Annotated in this window: 23 protein-coding genes, 5 tRNA genes and 3 rRNA genes; 28 read left to right on the top strand and 3 right to left on the bottom strand. The window is 46.0% G+C overall.

Annotation, left to right across the window (positions count from 1 at the left end; genetic code table 11):
* Positions 1-12: 12 nt before the first annotated feature.
* Positions 13-855 carry a mechanosensitive ion channel domain-containing protein gene (locus ABC765_RS02745; protein WP_347952871.1) on the bottom strand — a complete coding sequence of 281 codons (843 nt, stop codon included), beginning with the start codon at positions 853-855 and terminating at the stop codon, positions 13-15.
* A gap of 120 nt (positions 856-975) precedes the next feature.
* Between ABC765_RS02745 and ABC765_RS02750 the strand changes: the two genes are divergently transcribed.
* Both ABC765_RS02750 and ABC765_RS02755 read left to right on the top strand, forming a co-directional pair.
* Positions 976-1392: a DUF948 domain-containing protein gene (locus ABC765_RS02750; protein WP_034540080.1), complete on the top strand. Its 417-nt coding sequence runs from the start codon at positions 976-978 to the stop codon at positions 1390-1392.
* A 20-nt stretch (positions 1393-1412) separates the two neighbouring features.
* Positions 1413-1892, top strand: coding sequence for a hypothetical protein (locus ABC765_RS02755; RefSeq protein WP_347980661.1), 480 nt, complete (start codon positions 1413-1415; stop codon positions 1890-1892).
* 60 nt (positions 1893-1952) lie between these two features.
* On the opposite strand, the gene ABC765_RS02760 is transcribed toward ABC765_RS02755, so the two are convergent.
* A complete protein-coding gene (locus tag ABC765_RS02760) occupies positions 1953-3053 on the bottom strand; it encodes a Xaa-Pro peptidase family protein (protein WP_347963362.1) in 1101 nt (366 codons plus the stop codon).
* A 169-nt stretch (positions 3054-3222) separates the two neighbouring features.
* Between ABC765_RS02760 and ccpA the strand changes: the two genes are divergently transcribed.
* The 18 genes from ccpA to ABC765_RS02850 all read left to right on the top strand — a co-directional run bounded on the left by ccpA (position 3223) and on the right by ABC765_RS02850 (position 17233).
* Positions 3223-4239 (top strand): catabolite control protein A, encoded by a 1017-nt coding sequence (gene ccpA, locus ABC765_RS02765; protein WP_347952874.1) that lies wholly within the window; start codon positions 3223-3225, stop codon positions 4237-4239.
* A gap of 14 nt (positions 4240-4253) precedes the next feature.
* Positions 4254-5090: a hypothetical protein gene (locus ABC765_RS02770; RefSeq protein ID WP_347980662.1), complete on the top strand. Its 837-nt coding sequence runs from the start codon at positions 4254-4256 to the stop codon at positions 5088-5090.
* An 82-nt stretch (positions 5091-5172) separates the two neighbouring features.
* Positions 5173-5916 carry a YebC/PmpR family DNA-binding transcriptional regulator gene (locus ABC765_RS02775; protein WP_006500211.1) on the top strand — a complete coding sequence of 248 codons (744 nt, stop codon included), beginning with the start codon at positions 5173-5175 and terminating at the stop codon, positions 5914-5916.
* Between the two features lie 125 nt (positions 5917-6041).
* Positions 6042-6215: a hypothetical protein gene (locus tag ABC765_RS02780; protein ID WP_303094221.1), complete on the top strand. Its 174-nt coding sequence runs from the start codon at positions 6042-6044 to the stop codon at positions 6213-6215.
* Positions 6205-6561, top strand: coding sequence for an IS66 family insertion sequence element accessory protein TnpB (tnpB, locus tag ABC765_RS02785; protein ID WP_013437559.1), 357 nt, complete (start codon positions 6205-6207; stop codon positions 6559-6561). The genes ABC765_RS02780 and tnpB overlap by 11 nt, the downstream gene beginning before the upstream one ends.
* Before the next feature lie 73 nt (positions 6562-6634).
* Positions 6635-8170 (top strand): IS66 family transposase, encoded by a 1536-nt coding sequence (locus tag ABC765_RS02790; RefSeq protein WP_347952914.1) that lies wholly within the window; start codon positions 6635-6637, stop codon positions 8168-8170.
* A 366-nt stretch (positions 8171-8536) separates the two neighbouring features.
* Positions 8537-9511 carry a competence type IV pilus ATPase ComGA gene (comGA, locus tag ABC765_RS02795; protein ID WP_347952876.1) on the top strand — a complete coding sequence of 325 codons (975 nt, stop codon included), beginning with the start codon at positions 8537-8539 and terminating at the stop codon, positions 9509-9511.
* The gene (locus ABC765_RS02800; protein ID WP_347980663.1) at positions 9429-10502 is read left to right on the top strand and encodes a type II secretion system F family protein; all 1074 of its coding nucleotides are present in this window, start codon (positions 9429-9431) and stop codon (positions 10500-10502) included. The genes comGA and ABC765_RS02800 overlap by 83 nt, the downstream gene beginning before the upstream one ends.
* 1 nt (position 10503) lies before the next feature.
* A complete protein-coding gene (gene comGC, locus ABC765_RS02805; RefSeq protein ID WP_347952878.1) occupies positions 10504-10812 on the top strand; it encodes a competence type IV pilus major pilin ComGC in 309 nt (102 codons plus the stop codon).
* Entirely contained in the window at positions 10809-11264 is a 456-nt protein-coding gene (locus ABC765_RS02810; RefSeq protein WP_347980664.1) for a type II secretion system protein, read from the top strand. The genes comGC and ABC765_RS02810 overlap by 4 nt, the downstream gene beginning before the upstream one ends.
* The gene (locus ABC765_RS02815) at positions 11254-11520 is read left to right on the top strand and encodes a hypothetical protein (RefSeq protein ID WP_347980665.1); all 267 of its coding nucleotides are present in this window, start codon (positions 11254-11256) and stop codon (positions 11518-11520) included. The genes ABC765_RS02810 and ABC765_RS02815 overlap by 11 nt, the downstream gene beginning before the upstream one ends.
* A 40-nt stretch (positions 11521-11560) precedes the next feature.
* Complete coding sequence (locus ABC765_RS02820; RefSeq protein WP_347980666.1) at positions 11561-12061, top strand: ComGF family competence protein; 501 nt, start codon at positions 11561-11563, stop codon at positions 12059-12061.
* A 219-nt stretch (positions 12062-12280) separates the two neighbouring features.
* Positions 12281-13288: a class I SAM-dependent methyltransferase gene (locus tag ABC765_RS02825; protein WP_333486990.1), complete on the top strand. Its 1008-nt coding sequence runs from the start codon at positions 12281-12283 to the stop codon at positions 13286-13288.
* 27 nt (positions 13289-13315) lie between these two features.
* Positions 13316-14515 carry an acetate/propionate family kinase gene (locus ABC765_RS02830; RefSeq protein ID WP_006500203.1) on the top strand — a complete coding sequence of 400 codons (1200 nt, stop codon included), beginning with the start codon at positions 13316-13318 and terminating at the stop codon, positions 14513-14515.
* Positions 14516-14579: 64 nt separating this feature from the next.
* Positions 14580-15185 carry a metallophosphoesterase gene (locus ABC765_RS02835; protein ID WP_347980667.1) on the top strand — a complete coding sequence of 202 codons (606 nt, stop codon included), beginning with the start codon at positions 14580-14582 and terminating at the stop codon, positions 15183-15185.
* Positions 15186-15244: 59 nt separating this feature from the next.
* Complete coding sequence (locus ABC765_RS02840) at positions 15245-15835, top strand: YutD family protein (RefSeq protein WP_347953978.1); 591 nt, start codon at positions 15245-15247, stop codon at positions 15833-15835.
* Positions 15832-16602, top strand: coding sequence for a TIGR01457 family HAD-type hydrolase (locus ABC765_RS02845; protein ID WP_347963368.1), 771 nt, complete (start codon positions 15832-15834; stop codon positions 16600-16602). The genes ABC765_RS02840 and ABC765_RS02845 overlap by 4 nt, the downstream gene beginning before the upstream one ends.
* On the top strand, positions 16586-17233 hold the full coding sequence (locus tag ABC765_RS02850) for a TIGR01906 family membrane protein (RefSeq protein WP_347963369.1): 648 nt from the start codon (positions 16586-16588) through the stop codon (positions 17231-17233). The genes ABC765_RS02845 and ABC765_RS02850 overlap by 17 nt, the downstream gene beginning before the upstream one ends.
* On the opposite strand, the gene ABC765_RS02855 is transcribed toward ABC765_RS02850, so the two are convergent.
* Complete coding sequence (locus ABC765_RS02855; RefSeq protein ID WP_347963370.1) at positions 17165-17863, bottom strand: VTT domain-containing protein; 699 nt, start codon at positions 17861-17863, stop codon at positions 17165-17167. The two genes, ABC765_RS02850 and ABC765_RS02855, sit on opposite strands and share 69 nt — an antisense overlap.
* A 639-nt stretch (positions 17864-18502) precedes the next feature.
* Between ABC765_RS02855 and ABC765_RS02860 the strand changes: the two genes are divergently transcribed.
* The 8 genes from ABC765_RS02860 to ABC765_RS02895 all read left to right on the top strand — a co-directional run bounded on the left by ABC765_RS02860 (position 18503) and on the right by ABC765_RS02895 (position 23879).
* Positions 18503-20079 (top strand): 16S ribosomal RNA (locus ABC765_RS02860).
* 91 nt (positions 20080-20170) lie between these two features.
* A tRNA-Ile gene (locus ABC765_RS02865) sits at positions 20171-20244 on the top strand.
* A gap of 5 nt (positions 20245-20249) precedes the next feature.
* Positions 20250-20322, top strand: a tRNA-Ala gene (locus tag ABC765_RS02870).
* A 150-nt stretch (positions 20323-20472) separates the two neighbouring features.
* Positions 20473-23394: ribosomal RNA gene (locus ABC765_RS02875) — 23S ribosomal RNA — on the top strand.
* 84 nt (positions 23395-23478) lie between these two features.
* Positions 23479-23595 (top strand): 5S ribosomal RNA (rrf, locus tag ABC765_RS02880).
* The 16S, 23S and 5S rRNA genes sit together here with 5 tRNA genes alongside, the layout of an rRNA operon.
* Before the next feature lie 5 nt (positions 23596-23600).
* A tRNA-Val gene (locus ABC765_RS02885) sits at positions 23601-23673 on the top strand.
* Positions 23674-23690: 17 nt separating this feature from the next.
* Positions 23691-23763: transfer RNA gene (locus ABC765_RS02890), tRNA-Lys, on the top strand.
* A gap of 43 nt (positions 23764-23806) precedes the next feature.
* Positions 23807-23879, top strand: a tRNA-Thr gene (locus tag ABC765_RS02895).
* Positions 23880-23892 lie beyond the last annotated feature (13 nt).

Genomic DNA, 23892 nt, shown 5'->3' on the forward strand with positions numbered 1-23892 from the left:
TTCTTGGTGGAGTTAGTCAAGTGAAACATGGGCATTGTTTAAAGCCGTGAGATAGGCTGCCAGGCAATCGCTGGTCAATTGATACTCGGCATCATAAGTTGTTGTCAAAGCCACGCGATAAACCAATGAGGCCTTGGCAGAAGCGGTTGCTGGAATCGTAACGGGACCAACGATTTTGGGAGCGGGATGCTTGCCGAATTTACCCTGTGCGACTAGTTTTTGATTGACTGCCGCAATGACTTTTTTGATCTCATCCAATGGCGCATTGGGACCAATTGGAATGTCGACGCTGGCATGCCAGGTTGAGCGGGAAAGATTGCTGACGGTAGTAATATTGCGATTGGGAATGTAATTAAGCGTGCCATCTGCGCTGGTGACGCGAGTAGTTCGTAGTCCGATGCCAGAAACCGTACCCTTAATCGTACCAATTACCACGACATCGCCAACGTCAAGCTGCTTTTCCAGCAAAATAAAAAAACCGTTGACCATGTCGCTGACAAATCCCTGTGCACCAAGTCCCAAAGCAATACTGAAAATTCCGGCACTGGCGACGAGGGTTCCCACCGGTACGCCAATCAAAGAAAGCAAGGCATACAGCAGAAAGAAAAAGCAGGTATATCGATAAATATTGAGCGTCAGCGTGTGAAACGTTGCCATGCGGTGCGCGCCGAGCATGTTAAAGCGTTTGGTATGACTAAAGGCGTAGTTGATGATGAGTTTGCCTGCCCAAAGGATAATGAAAAAAATAACGATCGTCAGTAAAATCGAGAATAGACGATTGACGATATTTTGGGCAATCTGATCCAGATCGACGTTGGCAAAAGATTTAGTCAGCTGTTGGATCTGTTTGTTCATTAAAAATCGCTCCTTATATAGATTCCAGACAACTATATCATAAGTCAACTGCTAATAATAATTAACAAAAAATTATGCGATATGTTAAACTTGGTGTAACTACAAAGGAGGAGCTTTTAAATGACTGCTGGACAAATTGCCGGCCTGATCGCGGCGATCGCGTTTGTAGTGCTGGTTTGTTTTATTGGAATGTTTTTGTCTCGCTTGGGCAAGACACTGGAAGAAACGACTAAAAGTATTGATGGATTAAGCAAAGATGTTGATGCGCTTACTCATGAATTAGAAAACGTCTTAGGAAATACTAACGAACTATTGGAAGACTTGAACAAAAAGTCATCAGAACTGGATCCGGCGGTAAAAGCCATTGCGGATCTTGGTCAGAGTGCCAGTGACGTTAACGCAGCGGCACGCCAGTTTACTGACAAGTTAAACGCGCAGCATGAAAGTGCCAAGCAGGGACGCCAGCTGTTGGCAAATGCCGGTAAAAAAGCAGCACTAAACCTGTTTAGCAAGCTGCATCGTTCCAAGGAAAATTAGTTTGATTGGAGGATAAGCACATGACGAAAAAAGTTTTAGCTGGTTTTTTGGTTGGTGGCGCGGCCGCATTTGGAGCCTGGCAAGCGCTGAGTGCCGATAAGAAAAAGCAGATCAAGCAGGCCGTGGCTGATAAAACGCATGATGCCGTTGACTATGCAACCGATTACGCAATCAATGCCTTGGATCTTGCCGATGGAATGGTGCAGGATGTTAAGGAACAGGCCGTTGACAAGTTTGGCGATAAATTTAGCGACTTGGCCGACTCGGTAAAAAAAGGCGCTGATACGGTTAAAAAAAGTGCTGATCAAGCAGTCAATCATTTTACCAACGATGATTTTGACGAACAGACCGCCCAGATTCGCGAAGAACTTGCCAAAGCTCAGTCCGATAACTCAAGTCAAGATGATATCGTGATCGATAAAACTACGGATGCGTCTGAAGAAAATAATGATGCTGATGCTAGCCAGGATGATCATTCATCATCAAGCGACCAAGATTAAAATTGTGAATCAATAAAAAAGCACTTCACTTTTGCTGGTGAAGTGCTTTTGATTTGCAATTTATCTGCCAACGTATAGCAGTTCTTTTGTCGTATGAGTAAACGGCTCATTGCCATCTTTTGTAATATGGATGCAGTCTTCGATTCGGACGCCGGCAAAGCCTGGGATGTAGATTCCTGGTTCAATTGAGAAGCACATGCCAGGCTCAAGCAGCATGTCGTTGCCTTCCATGATTGAAGGAAACTCGTGATCGGTCATGCCCATTCCGTGGCCCAGACGATGAATGAAGTATTCACCATAGCCGGCCTTGTCGATAATGTCACGGGCAATCTTATCCAGTTCTGCGGCGGTCATGCCGGGTTTGGCAGCTTCTTGGGCGGCCAGCTGAGCCTCAAGGCAGACTTGATAGATGTCTTTTTGTTTGTCGTTAAGCGTTCCAACTGCTACTGTTCGAGAAGCATCGCTGGTGTAGCCGTCAACGTTGGTTCCCAGATCAAACAATACCAGCTCGTTGTCTTGAATCTTGGTGTCATTGGTAGCGCCATGTGGTTCAGCTGCATGGGCACCGGCTTGAATCAAGGTATCAAAGCTCATGTGCATAACGCCGTGTTTTTGCAGAGCATAGTGGATTTCAGCGGCGATCTGGTTTTCGGTTGCGCCAATCTTGACGGCATCAAAACCAACCTTAAAGGCGAAATCAGCCCACTTGCCATTTTCTTCCAGAATAGCAATCTCGTCTGGCGACTTGATCAAACGCATATGCTGAATCGTTGGCGTCATATCATAGTCAAAGCTGGCTTTAGGAAATTGCTCTTGTAAGGCCCGCAGTCGAGCAACGGTCAAAAAGCCTTGTTCAATCCCGAATCTGCTTGGAGCAGCAACGCGTTTTTTAACTTGTTCGGCAATCATCGCATAAGGCTGCTCATGATCGAGGTAGCCGTAAACGTCATAGGGCCAGCCAGTATCCTTGATGGCTTCTACTTCAAGTGCTGGGGCAAACAGGAAAGGATCGTGATCAGGAAAGACCAGCAGCGCTAAAACCCGTTCAATTGGATCGCTGCCAAAGCCGGTCAGATATTTAATGGTCATTGGATCACTGAGATAGGCAACATCGAGCTGAGCTTCATTGACAGCTTGACGTAATTGTGTTAATTTGTTCATTTGTCTTGCTCCTTATGCATAAGATGAGATTTTTTTAAGCAATTGTTAATATTATAGCATATTTGTTTATCATTACGTTTGCGCAAAACCGTTAATTTTGTTATATTGATTGCGGTTATGAAAAACCGATGAAAGCAACTAAAATCAACAAAGAAAGGGCTTATAAATTATGGAAAAACAATCAGTTACCATTTACACCGTGGCACGTGAAGCACGCGTTTCCATGGCGACCGTTTCGCGTGTGGTTAACGGTAATCCCAACGTTAAACCAGAAACGCGCAAAAAAGTGCTCGACGTTATCAAGCAGTTAAACTACCGCCCGAATGCCGTTGCTCGTGGACTGGCCAGCAAAAAAACGACTACGGTTGGCGTTGTGATCCCAGATGTTACGAATGCATATTTTGCAGAATTGGCATTGGGGATTGACGATATTGCTTCAATGTACAAATACAACATGATTCTGACCAACTCAGATGCTGATGATCGAAAGGCGCTGCAAGTCGTTCGCGGGCTGATGGCCAAGCAGGTTGATGGCATTATCTTTATGGGACATGATATTCCAGAAGAACTGCGGCAGGAATTCAGCTCATCCAATGTACCGGTCGTTGTGGCTGGTTCCGTTACCAACGATGATGAGCTGCCAACGGTCCGGATTGATTATCAAGAAGCTACCAAACAAGCCATTAAGTACCTGATTGAACGTGTTGATGGTCCTGTGGCATTGGTAGTAGGCTCAAAGGATAGTACCATCAACAAGCGTTACCGCATTGAAGGCTACAAGCAGGCTCTGCAGGAAGCTGGCAAGGATTTTGACGAAAAGCTGATCTTTGAGACGCATGATTCTTATGCTGAAGGCTACAAGCAATCACAAGCCATTGCTGACAGTGGCGCTAAGGCAGCCTTTGTCAGCGATGATGGCGTAGCGGCAGGCTTGCTGAACGGTTTGACTGATCATGGCGTTAAGGTTCCTGATGAGTTCCAGATTATTGCCTCAAACAATACAAAGACCACTGAGATTACACGTCCTAAGCTGACTACGATCACGCAGCCGCTTTATGACTTAGGGGCCGTATCAATGCGTCTGTTGACCAAGCTGATGAACAGTAAGGATGAAGACAAAGAAGATGGTGAATCCAAAGACGTTATTTTGGAACATGGTTTTGAAAAGCGTCAGTCAACGCGCTAGAAGGTGATTGATCTTTGATGTCTCGAGAAGAGATGCATCGTCAAAAACGACAGGCCAATGCTTCGGCTAAGCAGCCACGTTCTCATCATTTTTGGGCGTCCTTTTTGGGGATCTTGCTGACGATGGTGATGGCAATTGCTGTTTTACTAAATGCAACGGTCTTGAATGCCGATTTTGCGGCTGATGAGCTGGCCGATTCACCGATCAGTACGCAGCTTCAAGAAGAAGTCAATGGCAGTTTAAGCGAATATGGCGTTTCTGGCTCACTGCTAACAACCAAGGAAACGCACCGCTTAGTAAGGCAGGCAGTTAAACAAGTCTATGCTGGCAAGAGCATTAAGCTTGATCTTACCAATGTTGAAAAAAGACTGCAGTCAAAGGTTGATGATGAGCTGGGATCATATGGTCTGTCAACATCACTGCTCCCATCTTCGGCAACCAGTGGGTTCAATCAGCAGCTGACGAACCAGGTTAACCAAAAACTGAACACTGATGAAGTACAGACGGCTGCTAAAACGATTACGACCGTTAAAACAGTCGTTAACGTTCTGTTGGCAATCAGTGGAGTAGCACTGGCAGTCTTAATCGTCTGGAGCTTATTTAAACGCTGTTTTTTGGCAGTTTTCAGCTGGTCGACTGCCTGGTCAGCGGGACTGTACTTTGGCTTTGTTTGGCTGGTCAAGCTGGGAATCAATCAGGCTGCTCAAGAAGAACCAGATTATGCTTCAACGATTGCAACCATTGGTAATGACGTTTTAACCAGGGGATGGAGAATTGCCTGGCTGCTGTTGGCGTTGGCCCTGGTTGGCTGGCTCTTGCGCGGTGGGCTGCGAATTGTTCGTCGTCATTGATAAAGTCTTGAATTTACCAGCTTAATTTGGTAAAATTTCAATGTTTGTTATCTAAATCTATATAAGAAAAGAGGAGTTAGTAATGTCAGGACATTCAAAATGGCATAACATTCAAGGGCGTAAAAACGCTCAGGATGCCAAGCGTGGCAAGATTTTCCAAAAGATTTCTCGTGACTTGTACCAAGCCGCTAAAACAGGTGATCCTGATCCAGCAAACAACCCTCAACTGCGTCTGGTAATCGACAAGGCCCATGCAGCCAACATGCCTAAGAAGAACATTCAACGGGCAATTGAAAAGGCTACTGGTGCTGGCGGTGCCAAGTTTGAAGAAGTTACTTACGAAGGCTATGGCCCAGGTGGGGTTGCAGTGATGGTATTTGCCTTGACTGACAACAAGAACCGGACGGCTGCTGCAGTACGTTCTGCATTTACTCATTCCGGCGGTTCGCTGGGTGCCAGTGGATCTGTTTCCTACATGTTTGATCGCAAGGGCTTGATTGAAATTCTGCGTGACGGTCTCGACAAGAGCGAAGACGACATGCTGATGGATGCTCTGGATGCTGGTGCTGAAGACATGAAGGCTACTGACGACAAGTTCCAGATCTTTACGGCACCAAGCGACATGACCAGCGTTCGTGATGCTTTGCAAGAACAAGGCTACGAACTGGACACGGCTGAAGTAACGATGATCCCTCAAAACACGACAGTTGTTCCTAGCGACAAGGTTAGTCAATACAAGCACTTGATTGACGAACTGACTGACAACGACGATGTTGCTGACATTTATGAAGCTGGGGTTATCGAAGACGATGACGATGCTGAATAGTTTCGTTTTTAGACGCGGGCAATAATGCCTGCGTCTTTTTTTGTAAGCACACTATAACCAACCGCATATGATTAAATCCCAAGTTCTCCTATACTTGAAGACATATTCAAGGAGGAGGACTTTTTATGAAGCAAGATTTTGTCGAAGTTGATATACCACGAACAAAGAAGCCGGTTACTAAGCGCTCACGCTTGACTGCGACCGTTTCACTGCACCAAGTAAAAATTAATGTCTACCAAGAAGCAGATCCCGCTCTGGTTAGTGAGATCATTAAAGCAGTAGCCGCTTATGCTGGTTAACTGGAGTGCCCCTCAGCACGTCTACATAGTTTGTGGCAAGACCGATCTGCGGAAGGGGATTGATGGTTTGGCCATGGTGATCGCAGAGAATTATGGCTTGGAATTAGATAATGATTCGTTATTCCTATTTTGTGGCAATCGTAATGACCGCTTCAAAGGCTTGTACTGGGACGGCGAAGGATTCATCCTGCTTTATAAACGCTTTGAAAATGGTGGACTGCGATGGCCGCGACATCGAGAAGACGCAGTGGCATTAACCAAGAGTCAGATTAAGGCATTGTTAGAAGGCATCTCGCCACTGCCTCAGAAACGAATCAGGCCGGCTATTAAGGGACCAGGGTATTAACAAGTTCCTCTTTTATTTGCCTCCATTATCTGATAACCTAATGGTCATCAGATAATAAAGGAGGTGATTGGTAATGGCTGAGAAGATCACTTTAGAAGAAGCCTTGCGTGAAAACAAAGAACTAAAGGCTAAGATTGCGGAACTGACCGAGATGGTAAACTATCTGCAAAAGCAACTTTTTGGAAAAAAAACTGAAAAATTAAGTGCTGGCCAGTTGGATCTGTTTGATGACAACGAACAGGAAACCGTGCCAACGAATGATTCAACAGTAGAAAAGTTGACCACTACCGTTACCAGTCACCAGAGAAAATGCAAATCAAAGGAATCACGTAAACAATTGCTTGATTGCCTAGAACAAGTTGAAGAACTTCATCAGCTAAGCGAGCAAGAACTGACTTGTGATCAATGCGGTCAAATGATGACGGTTATCGGCAAACATGAACAATATCGTGAAGTTAAACTGATTCCTGCCCACTTGTGCTGCAAAATCGTATGTACTGAAACGGCTAGATGCGAACACTGTCAAGATCCGGAAACCGACAATGATGTACTCGTTCAGGCAAAGACGCCACAGCCCTTGTTTCCACACAGTTACCTTTCAAGCTCGGTAATCGCCGAAGTACTTTTTGAAAAGTTTGGTCTGGCAGTACCGTTTACCCGCCAGACGCAGTATTGGGAGCGCCTCGGACTTCCCATCACCAGCAAACATATGGCTCGTGGGGTAATTGAAGCTGGCGAAAGGTTTGGGCAAAAGATTTATGAACGTCTGCGTCAAGAAATCAAGGCAGCACCTGTGGTGCAGCTTGATGAGACGCCATTTCAAGTTCTGGATCTTGATCAATCACATGGCTACTTCTGGTCAGCCTGTTCTACGGCAGAATTCAGTCCACATCAAGTATCGTATTTCCACTATGCCCCTTCACGATCAGGAAAGGTTATTACAGAAATCTTAGGTGATGACTTTTCTGGCGGTATTATGTGTGATGGGTTTAGTGGATATTCTGATAATCGCTTACCAGAAGCGTATTGGGGGACCTGTCTGGTTCATATCAATCGCCAATTTAAGCGACTGCTTGATCCAAAGATTACCCGCTTTCAAGGGCAAAGTATTGCGAGTGACGCCGTGCGGATCCTTGCCAAAGTATTTCACATCGAAAAACGGTTGAAATATTCATCAGCAAGTGAGAAGGCAGCCCAAAGGCGTCAGCATTTAAAAGCGATGATTGATGATTTCTATCAGCTGATTGAAGAAGCCTTGACGAAATCGCCACTCAAACCGCTACGCAATGCAATCAAAAATGCCCTCAAATTGAAGAAGCGGGTTTACCAGATGTTCAGGCATGGAGAGCTGCCATTGCATAATAATCACAATGAGCAACTGATTCGTCCCACCACGCTGGTCAGAAAGAACAGTCTGTTTGCGAAGTCCACGGCTGGGGCCAAAGCCAATGCGATCTGGTATAGCATCGTGCAAACCGCAAAACTAAATCATTTGGATGTCTTTAAATATTTAGAGACCCTGCTTAGCGCCTTTACAAAACGCGAAACGCCAGAAATAGAGGCTTATTTGCCATGGGCTCGTGAAATTCAAGAAAGCTGCAAAGCCTAATTGATAAATGAACAGCGGTCGACCACGCAGAAATGCGCCGGTCGACCGCTGCTTTTTTGTTCTTTAATTTTTGAAATTGGTCACCGCTTAGTAGGCAACACGGTTCAATATGGTGTGCTTACCTTTTTTTCTCAAAGCATTCAACATCAATATTTACCAATATCAGGTAATACATTACGGCATTTTAAGAGCAGTCCTTATTTTTGAGGGGCTGCTATTATTTAGAAGATCACGCCAACAGCGACGCTTACAGTCGAGAGTGGCGTGATTTTTTTATTTAAAAAACTTTTGCAAGCAAATAACCAGTATTAAAAAAATATCATCTGGCTTCTTTTGGCATATAGCATTGTTAGAGGAGGGATAATTTTGAAAAGCGAGTTCTCAAGAGATATTGCGGTTTTAATTCGCTATCGGGTGTCAGATCTCTATGTTCTGCCATATCGCAGCTACTATCGACTTTTAATCATGCATGAGGGGCAGCTGCAGCTTTATCAGCAATGGCCATTACCACTTGGCAAGCGCTTGATTGCATATTTAAAGTATCGTGCTGATATGTCAGTCAGTGAGCATCGTCGCCCGCAGTCAGGATCGCTTTGCTGGCACGCGCCTAGGGGAAAGGTGGACTTAAGATTGTCATCGGTTGGCGACTGTCGCGGACAGGAATCACTGGTGGTACGTTTCATCTATCGTTTATGCAATGATTATCGGATGCTGGTACCGCCTCAATGGCAAAAATTGCAGCAGACTGCTAAAAAGCGGGGGTTGATGCTGTTTGCCGGACCGATGGGATCAGGGAAGACAACGACGATGTACCATCTGGCGCGTCAGTTCGTTGGCCAGTGTGTCGTTATGACGATAGAGGATCCGGTTGAGATTACCGAGCCGATGTTTATTCAGCTGCAGGTTAACGAATTGGCTGAGATGGGCTATCAGCAGCTGCTTAAGGTTGGCTTGCGGCATCGACCACAGATCTTTATCATTGGCGAGATTCGTGATCCGCAAACGGCACAGATGGCAGTTCAAGCAGCCTTAAGCGGTCATCTGGTCATGGCAACCGTGCATGCCAGAAATGTCTATGGAGCGTTGACTCGTCTGGAACAGCTGAACGTCGATGACTTTTATCTGCAGCAGGCGATCAGCTGTGTCTGCTATCAACGACTCTTGCCGACAGTAAAAAAACAATTGGCGGTGCTGTTTGATCTATTGGCTGATGATGCATTGCAGGAAAGCTTTACAAAGCGAAAGGTGGGGATGACCGATGCTTGGGAGCAGCAGCTTAAAAATTGCGTGGCCAAGGGCTGTTTGGAAAAAAGCGTGGCCCAGTCGTACCAAGCCGGTTAAATTTAAAGTCAGTCAACAGGCCGACTGGTTTTTACTGATGCATGATCTGCTGGCGGTTGGCTTCTCGTTGCAGCATGCAGTTCAATTCTCACAGCGGGCCTATCCGCGGCAGGCTGCTTTTTTTTCAAAAATTGATCAGCAGCTCAGGACCGGTCGTCTGCTGGCAGATGCGTTAAAGCCTTATTTAAGAGTTGAGCTTTATTATCAGCTTTTACTGGCTGAGCAGCATGGCAGTCTTTCAATAACGCTAAAAGAGATTGGTCAGTATTTACAGGTCCAAAAGCAGCAGCATCGTCAGCTAAAGACGCTTTTGGAATATCCGCTGATTTTATTGGTGATGCTGGGGACGATTTTGGCGGCCTTGCTGATTTTCGTTTTTCCCGAGCTGCAAAGCTGGCAGCAGCAGAATCAGCTGTCAATCGGCGAACGATGGCCGATTGGCGAAACACTGATAATTACCGGCAGTGTTTTTTTAAGCTATGGAGGATTAGCAGCGATTCACTGGCGGCATATGTCAACGCTAAAAAAGGTGCGGCATCAGTGTCGCTGGCCGCTGTTTGGCAAAATCTTTCGTGAATACTATGGTTATTATCTAACGTCCAATCTGGCCATTTTGCTGCAGCATGGTTTCTCTTTGCGTGAAATATGCCAGCTGACGAATAGCTTTGATGATGACTCGTTGCTGCATCAGGTTGGCCGGGCAGCATTTGAGCTTAGCTCGCAGGGAAGACAGTTGACTGACTTAATCTTAAAAGCACCTTTCTTACCGGATGAACTGGCCATTTTTATCAATCGTGGCTTGACCAATGAACAATTAGGCCAGGAACTGACTTTATTTTCCAAGCTCAAGTTTAAAAAGTTTCGGCAGTCAACGATGCATATTCTGGTATTGGTACAGCCAGCGCTTTTTATTTTGATTGCTGCTGGGATTTTTTTAATGTATCTCAGTATTCTTTTGCCAATCTATCACTCACTGCAGGAGGTTTACTAAGATGTTAAAGAAGCAGAAACGGCGCGCGTTTACACTATTAGAGATGGCTATCGTCTTATTTATTATCAGTCTGTTGGTACTGATTATTTTGCCAAATCTCAGCACACAGCGCGAGCATGCAACCAAGATTCATGAAAATGCCATGACCAATGTCGTCCAGACCCAGCTTGATCTGTATGAGAATGATACTGGACAAAAAGCCCAAAGCATAGATCAGCTGGTTGAAAATCAATATCTGACCTCAGCACAGGCACAAAAAGCAGCCAGTGAGCACATTAAAGTTGTCAATGGAAAGGCTGAGCGAAAATGAAAATTTGCCGGCCAGCCTTTACTCTGTTGGAAATGATAATTGTCTTGGGAATTGCCGCGTTGACGATGCTGATTGGCTGGCCATCAATGCAGCGAACCATTCAGAAAAATGAAGAGCGTCAGTTTTGGCAGGTCTTTCGTCAAGCATGGCAGGCAGCTCAGGTACGATCAAAGACCAGCAACGAGTCAACCCGCGTTTTTTATCTAAAAAGCCACAGTCAGGTTGTCTTTTCCTGGGCAAGTGGTGCTGAGTATATAAATGTTCCGGGTACGCTGTCGGTCAAACGGTTCAATGATATTGAGATGAAAACAACGGGCTATGTCAGTCCGCAGACAGAGGAGTTTGTTTCAACATTGGATAATACGGATTATCAAATCAGAATTCAATTGGCATGGGGGAGCTATCATGTACAGGCAACACAAAAAAAGGCATCGGGCAGTCATGCTGGGTGAGAGTGTGACGGCATTGGCGATTGTCGCGTTCAGTATCGTTTTTTTAATGACTGGCCTAAATGAATTGAATCATCAAAGAAAACTGGCTGATGAGCAGCTGGCAGCAAGTCGACTGGCTAAAGAGGCCAGTGATGCTCTCAAAAATCACCAAGACCGCGTCAGGATCGTTCGAGCTCCACTAATGGCAACTGCTGATCGCAATAGGGTAGTCGTTGAACGATCAGGAAAGTGTATTCTAAAACTGGAAAGGCGGTAATGGTTTGAGACGATCAGCATTTACGCTGGCAGAAAGCATAATGGCACTACTGATCAGCATGGTGACAGTTTTGGCATTGGGGCAGACTGTCAAGATTGTTGATCAAGTCAATCAGCGTGCTTTGGATATGCCAACGGATTGGTATTTATTCGTGACCGAGCTGGAATTATCGGATCGGCACTTCAGTCTTTATCGATGTCAGGATGAACAGCATACGGTGCTGTATGGAGCTGCCACCAAGAAGTATTATGAGCTGACGGCTGAAAATGGTCGAATATTCTTACGGCTGCAGCATGGTGGTGGTTATTTGCCGATGCTTTATCAGGTTCAAGCAGCAACTTTTAAACGGCTTGACAGGCAACGGTTAGAAATTGAGGTGAAAAGAAGCAATGGATATCGGCAAACAGCGGTTATCTGTCTGGCGCCGTCGCAAGAGCAGTACGCTGCTGGCGGCGATGATCGTGCTGAGCATTGCGACAGCCACTGTTTTGGCTCAGTATCGCTATCAGGCTGGTCAAGCAAAACTGATTCATCGTCTTAGTGATCAATTTATTGCACAGGCAATGTTAAATTTGACTGGCAGCAAAGATAATGCGGACTTTAATAGAGGAATCGTCAAGCATGAAGACAGGTTGACAATCGTCTGTCTCAATGACGGATCATCCTTTAAGTTTCAAGAAGACGAGGCGCTTCCTTGAATTTGTCGGTAAAAATAGGTAAACTATTTTCGTACGACGAATGAGGATGGGAGTGACCAAAACTGGCAACACCAGAACAACTATTTGTACCATTTGATCGCGCAACGGAACTGTTACAAGCAGATTTGAACAGCTCTTATCTTGATGCATTTCTCGAAAATGCTGAGAATCTGGTTGATAATGGCAAGGTTCGTGTCGAGGATGGTTTGCCTAAGCCAGAGACGGTTGCTGAGTTAAACAAGCTATATCAGCAGCTGGATCTGTTGCATACCGACCGCGAGACAGTACGCCGTCTTTTGCAGCTGGATCTGTTAAAAGTGATTCGTAAGGATGCGATTCAAGCCAATCATCAAATGACGCCCGATACTTTGGGGATCATGATGGCCTACTTGATTGAAAAAATCATTGATCGCAATCATCCATATACGATTTTTGATCCGGCAGTAGGAACGGCTAATCTACTAACAACGGTCATGAACCACCTGCAAGAAGCCATTGATCAGCCAGTACAGGGATACGGAATCGATAATGATGATGAGCTGCTGGCAGTTGCCAGCGTCAGCGTCTCATTACAAAGAGAGCCGGTTGAGCTGTTTCACCAAGATGCCATTGAGCCTTTGACGATTCCGCAAAGTGATTTGGCGGTTTCAGATCTGCCAGTTGGATACTATCCGCTTGATGAAAATACGAAAAATTATCAGACGCGTGCTGAAAAAGGACATTCATACGTTCATCATCTGTTGATCGAACAATCAATGAATTATCTTAAACCAGGCGGCTTTGGCGTATTTTTGGTACCATCGAATCTCTTCCAAACTGAAGAGACGATGGGCTTTGTTAAGTGGATCCACTCGGTAGCGCATTTCCAAGGATTGATCAATCTGCCAGCTGATCTTTTTAAGAATCAAGCTGCTCAAAAATCGATTCTTCTTTTGCAGCGTCAAGGTGGTGGCAGTCATCAAGCCAAGCAGGTTTTGTTGGGCAGTTTTCCGTCAGTCAAGAAGCGTGCTGAATTTGTAGCCTTTATGAATCAGATTGATGCATGGGTAGCTGCAAATCTTAAAAGTTGAGAGTTAGTAAAAGGAGAGATTACGCCAATGTCAAAAACGATTGCTGTTAATGCCGGCAGTTCGACCGTCAAGTTCAAGCTGTTTGACATGCCAAGCGAAGAAGTAGTAGCAGAAGGCCAGATTGAACGTATCGGTCTGGAAGTTGGCCATGCCGAAATCAAGTATGGTGACGGTCAAAAGTTGAAAGAAGATAAGCCATTCGCTGACCATGAAGCTGCAGTTCAATATCTGCTCAAGCAGCTGCTGGATTTGAAGATTGTTGCCAGCTATGATGAAATTACGGCTGTTGGTCACCGGATTGTTGCTGGTGGTGAATACTTTAAGGATTCAGTTGTCATCGATGAAGACGTTATGAACAAGATCGATGCGCTGGCTGAATATGCACCATTGCATGACCCAGCTGAATTACAAGGTATCAAGGCCTTTAAGGAAGTCTTGCCGGATGCATTTGCAGTTGCCGTTTTTGACACTGCTTTCCATGCTAATATGCCAAAAATGAATGCCCTCTATAGCGTTCCTTATGAATGGTACGAGAAGTATGGTGCCCGTAAGTATGGTGCTCACGGTACCAGTCACCGTTACGTAGCGGCTCGGGCAGCTGAAATGCTTGGCCGACCATTGGAAGAATTGAAGCTGATTACCTGCCACATTGGTGCTGGGGCTTCAATTACTGCTATTAAAGGTGGCAAGTCCTTTGACACTTCAATGGGCTTTTCACCATTAGCCGGGGTTACGATGGCTACTCGTTCTGGGGATGTTGATCCATCATTGGTTGCTTTCGTCCAAAAGAAGCTGGGCGTTTCTAGCGATGAAATGGTTGACATGCTTAACCACAAATCCGGTCTGTTGGGGATTTCTGGCGTTTCCAGCGACATGCGCGATGTTGAAAAGGCCAAAAACGAAGGCAACGAGCGTGCACAGTTGGCTTGGGACATCTATGTCAACCGGATCGTTCGCTACATTGGCGCCTACATTGCTGAACTGGGTGGAGCAGATGCCATTGTCTTTACTGCGGGTGTTGGTGAGAACAGTATCACCGTTCGTCAGGCCGTAGCTGACAAGCTGGGCTACTTTGGTATTGCGATTGATCCAGAAAAGAACAACATTCGTGGCGTAGAGCGTGATCTGTCGACTGATGATGCTAAGATCAAGACGCTGCTGATTCCAACTAACGAAGAATTAATGATCGTTCATGATATCGAACGACTTAAAAAAGCCAGCAAGTAGTTGCTGTTAAAATCAAAATGGGACGCTGGTGAGCGTCCCATTTTTGTGTTTAGGAGTGATAATGATGCGTTTTGTGACTTCTGATACCCACTTTTTGGATCAGCATCTGTTAGGAGTTGACGATTTTGCGCCACGGCCTTTTGCTGATACCAAACAGATGGATGAGCAGATTATTGAACACTGGAATGCTAAGGTTGCCGAAAATGACATTGTATATCATTTGGGCGATATTGCCGTATATTTTGCTAAGCCAGCCAAGCGAGCCGATGAGGCGATTTTTGAGATTTTAAATGCGCTGCATGGTCACCTGGTACTGATCAAAGGCAATCATGATCGAAGAGAACTGTTTAAATATCTGGCTGCTCATAATTATGACTTAAATGGTCAGCCTAAATTCAGCTTTCATGATGTTGGGGCTTTAATCAAGTATAATCATTGTCAGTGCTATCTAACGCATTATCCAATGATGCTGGGGATTGCGCCACGGATTATAAATCTGCATGGTCATATTCATCACTATGCCGTTCCAGTAAAAGAAAACGTTAATGTCGGGATTGATTCCCCGGAACTGGAATATCTGAAAAAACGGCCGGCATTTGGCGAGCCCTTGACACTGGCAGAGGTTGAGACGATTGCCCGGATCAAGGCAGAAAAGCTGACTCGACATTAGATCATAGCAGTGAGTATAATAGTTTGGATATTTATTAAAACGAGAAAGGAGTGGCTGATATCAATCGCAGTAAAGTTGAAGAATACATTGAACGTCGCCAGATGCAGCGGCAAGGCGTTTTTCGGGTTCTACAGCAAGATCAGCAGCATTTTTTGATCAACAATCATCCTTACACGCTGGTTGCTGACTACAAAAACGCTTTTAATTCCGAGGCACTTGCTGATCGTTTTAGTTCCATTCTGGGTAAATATGACTATATAGTCGGTGATTGGGGATATGGACAGCTGCGATTGCGTGGCTTCTATGGTCCTGATAATCCACAGTATAATCCTGAACAGGGGATGCAGACGATTCAAGACTATCTGTATGAAGACTGCAACTTTGGCTGTGCCTATTTCATCATCCATAATCAAGAGGTGCAGCTGCCAAGAAAGAATCGGCGGTCTGGCAGACGTTTTTCAAATCGGCACAAAGCTTCTGGGAACAGTAAAAAACATCAGTCGGGCGCAGCTGTCAAAGAGGTTCGACAATCACTCAAGCAGCCGCCTTTAAAAGAACGTAAAAACCAAGAAGTACGTCGCGTAAAAACCGGTAAGCATCGTCAAAAACTGATAGTGAAAAATAAGAATAATAAGCGAGAGAAAGCATGAAACAATATCAAGGCTATTTTATCGATTTAGATGGTACGGTCTATCGCGGTAAGGAAAGAATCCCAGCCGCTGCACGTTTTATCAAGCGCTTGCAGGAGCATCAGCGAGAGATTCTGTTTGTTACCAACAATAGTACCCGCAGTCCCAAAGAAGTTGCTGCCAATCTAAGAGCAAATCATGATATTAACGTGACGGCGGCTAATGTATATACCTCAGCAATGGCAACCGCTGATTATTTGGTACAGCATGCTGGCCAAAAGCGCCGAGTATACGTAATCGGGGAACGAGGACTAAAAGATGCTTTGTTAAATAAGGGAATGCAATTGACTGATCAAGATCCTGACTATGTCGTTGTTGGCTTGGATCGTAACGTGACTTATGAGCAGTTTAAGATTGCAACGCTTTGTATTCGAGCTGGTGCTGTTTTTATCGGTACGAATGGGGATACCAATCTGCCAAGCGAAGAAGGGATGATTCCGAGTGCTGGTGCTTTGGTTGAACTGGTTCGCTATGCCACACAGCAAGAACCAATCATGATCGGCAAGCCACAAAAAACCATTGTTGAAATGGCTTTAAAGGCTAGCGGACTGAAAAAATCAGAGGTATTGATGGTCGGCGATAACTATCAGACCGATGTAAAAGCAGGTATTAATACTGGAGTTGATACGCTTCTTGTCTATACCGGTCTTTCAAAGCCAGCTGATATTGAACATGTGGAGACTAAACCAACTTATACGGTGAAGACGCTTGATGAATGGAACGTTTAGAAAACAAATAGTTGAAGCCATCGGGACAATCCTTGCGTTGCTGCTGATAACTATCGCAGCGGCTGGGCTTGCCCTTTTTTTAACCTTGCTGATCTCGCCGTTGCTTTTAAGGATTCCGTCGCACTTTTTGAATCTTTCAAATGCAGTGGTTTTAAAAGATTATCGTCATTTATTAATGTATCTTGTTCAGCCTTGGCCACAGCCGCCTTTGCATCTAGCTGGGATTCCAATGACTGAAAGTGCCGTTGAGCATTTTAGCGATGTCAGACATTTGATCATAACGGCATTAGCTATAACTGGATTGGCATTATTTGGCGCATGTGGAATCATGCAGTATGAAAAAAAGACCTGGCAGCTTTGGAAACTGTCAGGTCTATTGAAGAATCTATTAGCATTGTTGATAGTCGTCGGGATGATGATTATCATAGATTTTGATGACTTTTTTATCAAATTCCATTATCTTGCTTTTTCCAATATGAATTGGGTGTTTTCACCGACCAGCAATCCAATTATTAATTTGTTTCCCGATGATTTTTTCGCGATGCTGTTTGGAATCTGGTGGCTATTCACCATCCTGCTCTTGAGTTTGATTCAATGGCGAATCAACCGTTACTTGAGCAGACTTATTTGAGAGCTTTGATTTAATAAAGCTGATTACGGCAGGCATCAGGGTAACCACAATGATTGCCAGAATGATTGCCGAGAAGTGAGCCTGGACAAAAGGAAGATTGCCAAAGAAATAGCCGCACGAACAACAGATTGCAACCCAGCTTACACATCCGACGATGCTGTAGCGGATAAAGCGCCGATATGGGAAACCGGATCCAGCTGCAGCAAAAGGAGCAAAAGTACGAATGATTGGCATATACCGAGCCAGGATGATCGCAGGAGCACCATGTTTTTCAAAGAATGCCTCTGCTTTTTCAAGGCTCTGTTTATCGATCAGTTTTCCGAACCATGAGTGATTTGACAGGCTCTTACCGATTCTTTGACCGATCAGGAAGTTAATTGAATCACCTAAAAGACATGACATTAAGAATCCAAATGCAAAAATCCAGATATTTAAGTGGTAGCTTGCATTTGCAGCTAGTGCACTGGCTGCAAATAGCAGTGAGTCACCAGGCAGGAATGGTAAAATTACCGCGCCGGTTTCGATAAAAATGATCAGAAACAGGATTAGGTAGCTGGCATCGCCAAACTGATTAACGATCTGAATCAGATGGGTGTCAATGTGAAGGATAAAATCGATTAAAGTCGACATATAAAACTCCTTTTATTTTTCTTATATTCAATTATCGCTAAGATTTTAACAGCAATTAGGTTTTTTTTGAAGAATAATCATTAAATTAAACAAAAACGTAAACTATTTTAAATCATTCAGTAAATTCACTTTTTATAACATAGACAATAATGCTGACTTCGAATTATATTGATCGTGATTTGAGGGCCGTTTTATAGTTGTGGAGTTTTAAAGTTTGTGTTTTGAAAAAACGTTTAAAAAATATAGAAATAGCATTGACGAAAACTCAGAATATCGGTATAGTAGTTATCGTTGTCGATGAGGCAGACGCTGATGACAGTCAGATTTGCTTCTAGCAGTTATTAACGATTTAAAAAAATGTTGTTGACAGCTGCGCGACTTCATGATATATTATTCTAGTCGCTTGTTTAAAACGTTTGAAAAAAAGAATTAAAAAAGTTCTTGACAAATGATTAACAAGTGTTAAAATAATAAATGTTGTAACTGATCAATTGAATCGGTTACATGGTAGACCTTTGAAAACTGAATACAGTTTCGACGAACACAAATGTGCGGGGTCATCAATTATTACGATTGATGCAAAACATTTGCGAAGTCAATTCGCTTAATTTAAATTTGAGCTTTTCAAGTTCTTATATTTTATATGAGAGTTTGATCCTGGCTCAGGATGAACGCCGGCGGTGTGCCTAATACATGCAAGTCGAACGCGTTGGCCCAACTGATTGAACGTGCTTGCACGGACTTGACGTTGGTTTACCAGCGAGTGGCGGACGGGTGAGTAACACGTAGGTAACCTGCCCCAAAGCGGGGGATAACATTTGGAAACAGATGCTAATACCGCATAACAGTTTGAATCGCATGATTCAAACTTAAAAGATGGTTTCGGCTATCACTTTGGGATGGACCTGCGGCGCATTAGCTTGTTGGTAGGGTAACGGCCTACCAAGGCTGTGATGCGTAGCCGAGTTGAGAGACTGATCGGCCACAATGGAACTGAGACACGGTCCATACTCCTACGGGAGGCAGCAGTAGGGAATCTTCCACAATGGGCGCAAGCCTGATGGAGCAACACCGCGTGAGTGAAGAAGGGTTTCGGCTCGTAAAGCTCTGTTGTTAGAGAAGAACGTGCGTGAGAGCAACTGTTCACGCAGTGACGGTATCTAACCAGAAAGTCACGGCTAACTACGTGCCAGCAGCCGCGGTAATACGTAGGTGGCAAGCGTTATCCGGATTTATTGGGCGTAAAGCGAGCGCAGGCGGTTTGATAAGTCTGATGTGAAAGCCTTTGGCTTAACCAAAGAAGTGCATCGGAAACTGTCAGACTTGAGTGCAGAAGAGGACAGTGGAACTCCATGTGTAGCGGTGGAATGCGTAGATATATGGAAGAACACCAGTGGCGAAGGCGGCTGTCTGGTCTGCAACTGACGCTGAGGCTCGAAAGCATGGGTAGCGAACAGGATTAGATACCCTGGTAGTCCATGCCGTAAACGATGAGTGCTAGGTGTTGGAGGGTTTCCGCCCTTCAGTGCCGCAGCTAACGCATTAAGCACTCCGCCTGGGGAGTACGACCGCAAGGTTGAAACTCAAAGGAATTGACGGGGGCCCGCACAAGCGGTGGAGCATGTGGTTTAATTCGAAGCTACGCGAAGAACCTTACCAGGTCTTGACATCTTGCGCCAACCCTAGAGATAGGGCGTTTCCTTCGGGAACGCAATGACAGGTGGTGCATGGTCGTCGTCAGCTCGTGTCGTGAGATGTTGGGTTAAGTCCCGCAACGAGCGCAACCCTTGTTACTAGTTGCCAGCATTCAGTTGGGCACTCTAGTGAGACTGCCGGTGACAAACCGGAGGAAGGTGGGGACGACGTCAGATCATCATGCCCCTTATGACCTGGGCTACACACGTGCTACAATGGACGGTACAACGAGTCGCGAACTCGCGAGGGCAAGCTAATCTCTTAAAACCGTTCTCAGTTCGGACTGCAGGCTGCAACTCGCCTGCACGAAGTCGGAATCGCTAGTAATCGCGGATCAGCATGCCGCGGTGAATACGTTCCCGGGCCTTGTACACACCGCCCGTCACACCATGAGAGTTTGCAACACCCAAAGTCGGTGGGGTAACCCTTCGGGGAGCTAGCCGCCTAAGGTGGGGCAGATGATTAGGGTGAAGTCGTAACAAGGTAGCCGTAGGAGAACCTGCGGCTGGATCACCTCCTTTCTAAGGAATTAATCGGAAACCTGCACATTCGTTGAAACTGCGTTCAGTTTTGAGGGGTTTACCACCTCATCTCAATAATCGTTCGCTTGTTGGGTCTATAGCTCAGTTGGTTAGAGCGCACGCCTGATAAGCGTGAGGTCGGTGGTTCGAGTCCACTTAGACCCATATATGGGGAATTAGCTCAGCTGGGAGAGCACCTGCTTTGCAAGCAGGAGGTCATCGGTTCGATCCCGTTATTCTCCATTGCCAGTCGTTTGACTGGTGCTTGTACTTTGAAAACTAAATAATATTTATTTCTTTATTCACAATTAAACCGAGAACACCGCGTTATTTGAGTTTTATTAACGAAATTAATCGCATACTCAATAACTGAGGTGATCGTAAGATCATCAAGGTTAAGTTATGAAGGGCGCATGGTGAATGCCTTGGTACTAGGAGCCGATGAAGGACGGGACTAACACCGATATGCTTCGGGGAGCGGTAAGTACGCTTTGATCCGGAGATTTCCGAATGGGGAAACCCAATCATCTTAGTCGATGATTGCCTGAGCAGTGAATACATAGCTGTCAGGCGGTAGACGCAGTGAACTGAAACATCTAAGTAGCTGCAGGAAGAGAAAGAAAATTCGATTCCCTGAGTAGCGGCGAGCGAAACGGGAAGAGCCCAAACCAACGAGCTTGCTTGTTGGGGTTGTAGGACTGAACATTTGAGTTACCAAAGTGCGACGTAGTTGAAGTCGTTGGGAAGCGACGCCAAAGATGGTGATAGCCCAGTAAACGAAACGTCACACTCTCAGTTCAGGATCCTGAGTACGGCGGGACACGTGAAACCCCGTCGGAATCCGCGAGGACCATCTCGCAAGGCTAAATACTCCCTAGTGACCGATAGTGAACCAGTACCGTGAGGGAAAGGTGAAAAGCACCCCGGGAGGGGAGTGAAACAGTTCCTGAAACCATGTGCCTACAAGCTGTCGGAGCACATTTACGTGTGACGGCGTGCCTCTTGCAGAATGAACCGGCGAGTCATGATTGCGTGCAAGGTTAAGGTGGAAAAACCGGAGCCGCAGCGAAAGCGAGTCTGAAATGGGCGTACGAAGTACGCAGTTATGTACCCGAAACCAGGTGACCTACCCATGTCCAGGTTGAAGGTGCGGTAAAACGCACTGGAGGACCGAACCCGTATCAGTTGAAAATGGTTGGGATGAGGTGTGGGTAGCGGTGAAATTCCAAACGAACTTGGAGATAGCTGGTTCTCTCCGAAATCTCTTTAGGGGGAGCCTCGAGGTTTAGAATCATGGAGGTAGAGCACTGTTTGGACTAGGGGCCCGTCATGGGTTACTGACTTCAGATAAACTCCGAATGCCATTGATTTTTACTCGGGAGTCACACGGTGAGTGATAAGATCCATCGTGGAAAGGGGAACAGCCCAGATCATCAGCTAAGGTCCCTAAATATATGCTAAGTGGAAAAGGATGTGGAATTGCACAGACAACTAGGATGTTGGCTCAGAAGCAGCCATCATTTAAAGAGTGCGTAATAGCTCACTAGTCGAGTGACTCTGCGCCGAAAATGTACCGGGGCTAAGCATATTACCGAAGCTATGGATGCATCCATCAGGATGCGTGGTAGGAGAGCGTTCCAAGGGCGATGAAGTCAGACCGTAAGGACTGGTGGAGCGCTTGGAAGTGAGAATGCCGGTATGAGTAGCGAAAGACAGGTGAGAATCCTGTCCACCGAATGACTAAGGTTTCCTGGGGAAGGCTCGTCCTCCCAGGGTTAGTCGGGACCTAAGTCGAGGCCGAGAGGCGTAGACGATGGACAACAGGTTGATATTCCTGTACCAGTTGATTGTGCTTGAGTGATGGAGTGACGCAGAAGGCTAAGCGATCCGGACGATTGGAAGTGTCCGGCCAAGCAGCAAGTCAGTTGATGAGTCAAATGCTTATCAGCAGGTTGACAAGCTGTGACGGGGAGCGAAATTATAGTAGCGAAGTCGTTGATGTCACGCTGCCGAGAAAAGCTTCTAGCGAATAATCAACTGCCCGTACCGCAAACCGACACAGGTAGTCGAGGAGAGTATCCTAAGGTGAGCGAGCGAACTCTCGTTAAGGAACTCGGCAAAATGACCCCGTAACTTCGGGAGAAGGGGTGCTGATCGCAAGATCAGCCGCAGTGAAAAGGCCCAGGCGACTGTTTATCAAAAACACAGGTTTCTGCAAAATCGTAAGATGAAGTATAGGGGCTGACGCCTGCCCGGTGCTGGAAGGTTAAAAGGAAGAGTTAGCTTCGGCGAAGCCCTGAATTGAAGCCCCAGTAAACGGCGGCCGTAACTATAACGGTCCTAAGGTAGCGAAATTCCTTGTCGGGTAAGTTCCGACCCGCACGAAAGGCGTAACGATCTGGGCACTGTCTCAACGAGAGACTCGGTGAAATTGAATTGCCTGTGAAGATGCAGGCTACCCGCGACAGGACGGAAAGACCCCATGGAGCTTTACTGTAGCTTGATATTGAGTGCTTGTACTGCTTGTACAGGATAGGTAGGAGCCATAGAAGCCAGGACGCTAGTTTTGGCAGAGGCGCTGGTGGGATACTACCCTTGCATTATGATCACTCTAACCCGCACCACTGATCGTGGTGGGAGACAGTGTCAGGTGGGCAGTTTGACTGGGGCGGTCGCCTCCCAAAAGATAACGGAGGCGCCCAAAGGTTCGCTCAGAATGGTTGGAAATCATTCGCAGAGTGTAAAGGCACAAGCGAGCTTGACTGCGAGACAGACAGGTCGAGCAGGGACGAAAGTCGGGCTTAGTGATCCGGTGGTTCCGCATGGAAGGGCCATCGCTCAACGGATAAAAGCTACCCTGGGGATAACAGGCTTATCTCCCCCAAGAGTCCACATCGACGGGGAGGTTTGGCACCTCGATGTCGGCTCATCGCATCCTGGGGCTGTAGTCGGTCCCAAGGGTTGGGCTGTTCGCCCATTAAAGCGGTACGCGAGCTGGGTTCAGAACGTCGTGAGACAGTTCGGTCCCTATCCGTCGCGGGCGTAGGAAATTTGAGAGGACCTGTCCTTAGTACGAGAGGACCGGGATGGACATACCGCTGGTGTACCAGTTGTTCCGCCAGGAGCATCGCTGGGTAGCTATGTATGGATGAGATAAACGCTGAAAGCATCTAAGCGTGAAACTCGCCTCAAGATGAGATTTCCCATTCCTTATGGAAGTAAGACCCCTCAGAGATGATGAGGTAGATAGGATGGAAGTGGAAGTGCCGCGAGGCATGGAGCGGACCATTACTAATCGGTCGAGGACTTAACCAAGTTTAGGGTGTTTCGATTGAACGTGAGAAGAATAGATATTGTTTAGTTTTGAGAGTGCAAGCTCTCAGTCCTGAAAAGGATTAGTGTGGTGATGATGGCTTGAAGGATACACCTGTTCCCATGCCGAACACAGAAGTTAAGCTTCAACGCGCCGAAAGTAGTTGGGGGATCGCTCCCTGCGAGGATAGGGCATTGCCATGCATTATGGAGGATTAGCTCAGTTGGGAGAGCATCTGCCTTACAAGCAGAGGGTCACAGGTTCGAGCCCTGTATCCTCCATTGAGCATTATGCTCATGAGCCGTTAGCTCAGTCGGTAGAGCATCTGACTTTTAATCAGAGGGTCGACGGTTCGAACCCGTCACGGCTCATTGCCATAGAGAGGCTTTGAGATGCGGAATACCGTAATTTTGCGCCGACTTAGCTCAGTTGGCAGAGCACCTGTCTTGTAAACAGGGGGTCGGAGGTTCGAGCCCTCTAGTCGGCATCTTGAATATTAT

Origin of the sequence: Limosilactobacillus sp. WILCCON 0051 (assembly GCF_039955095.1) — a bacterium.
GTDB lineage: Bacteria > Bacillota > Bacilli > Lactobacillales > Lactobacillaceae > Limosilactobacillus > Limosilactobacillus allomucosae.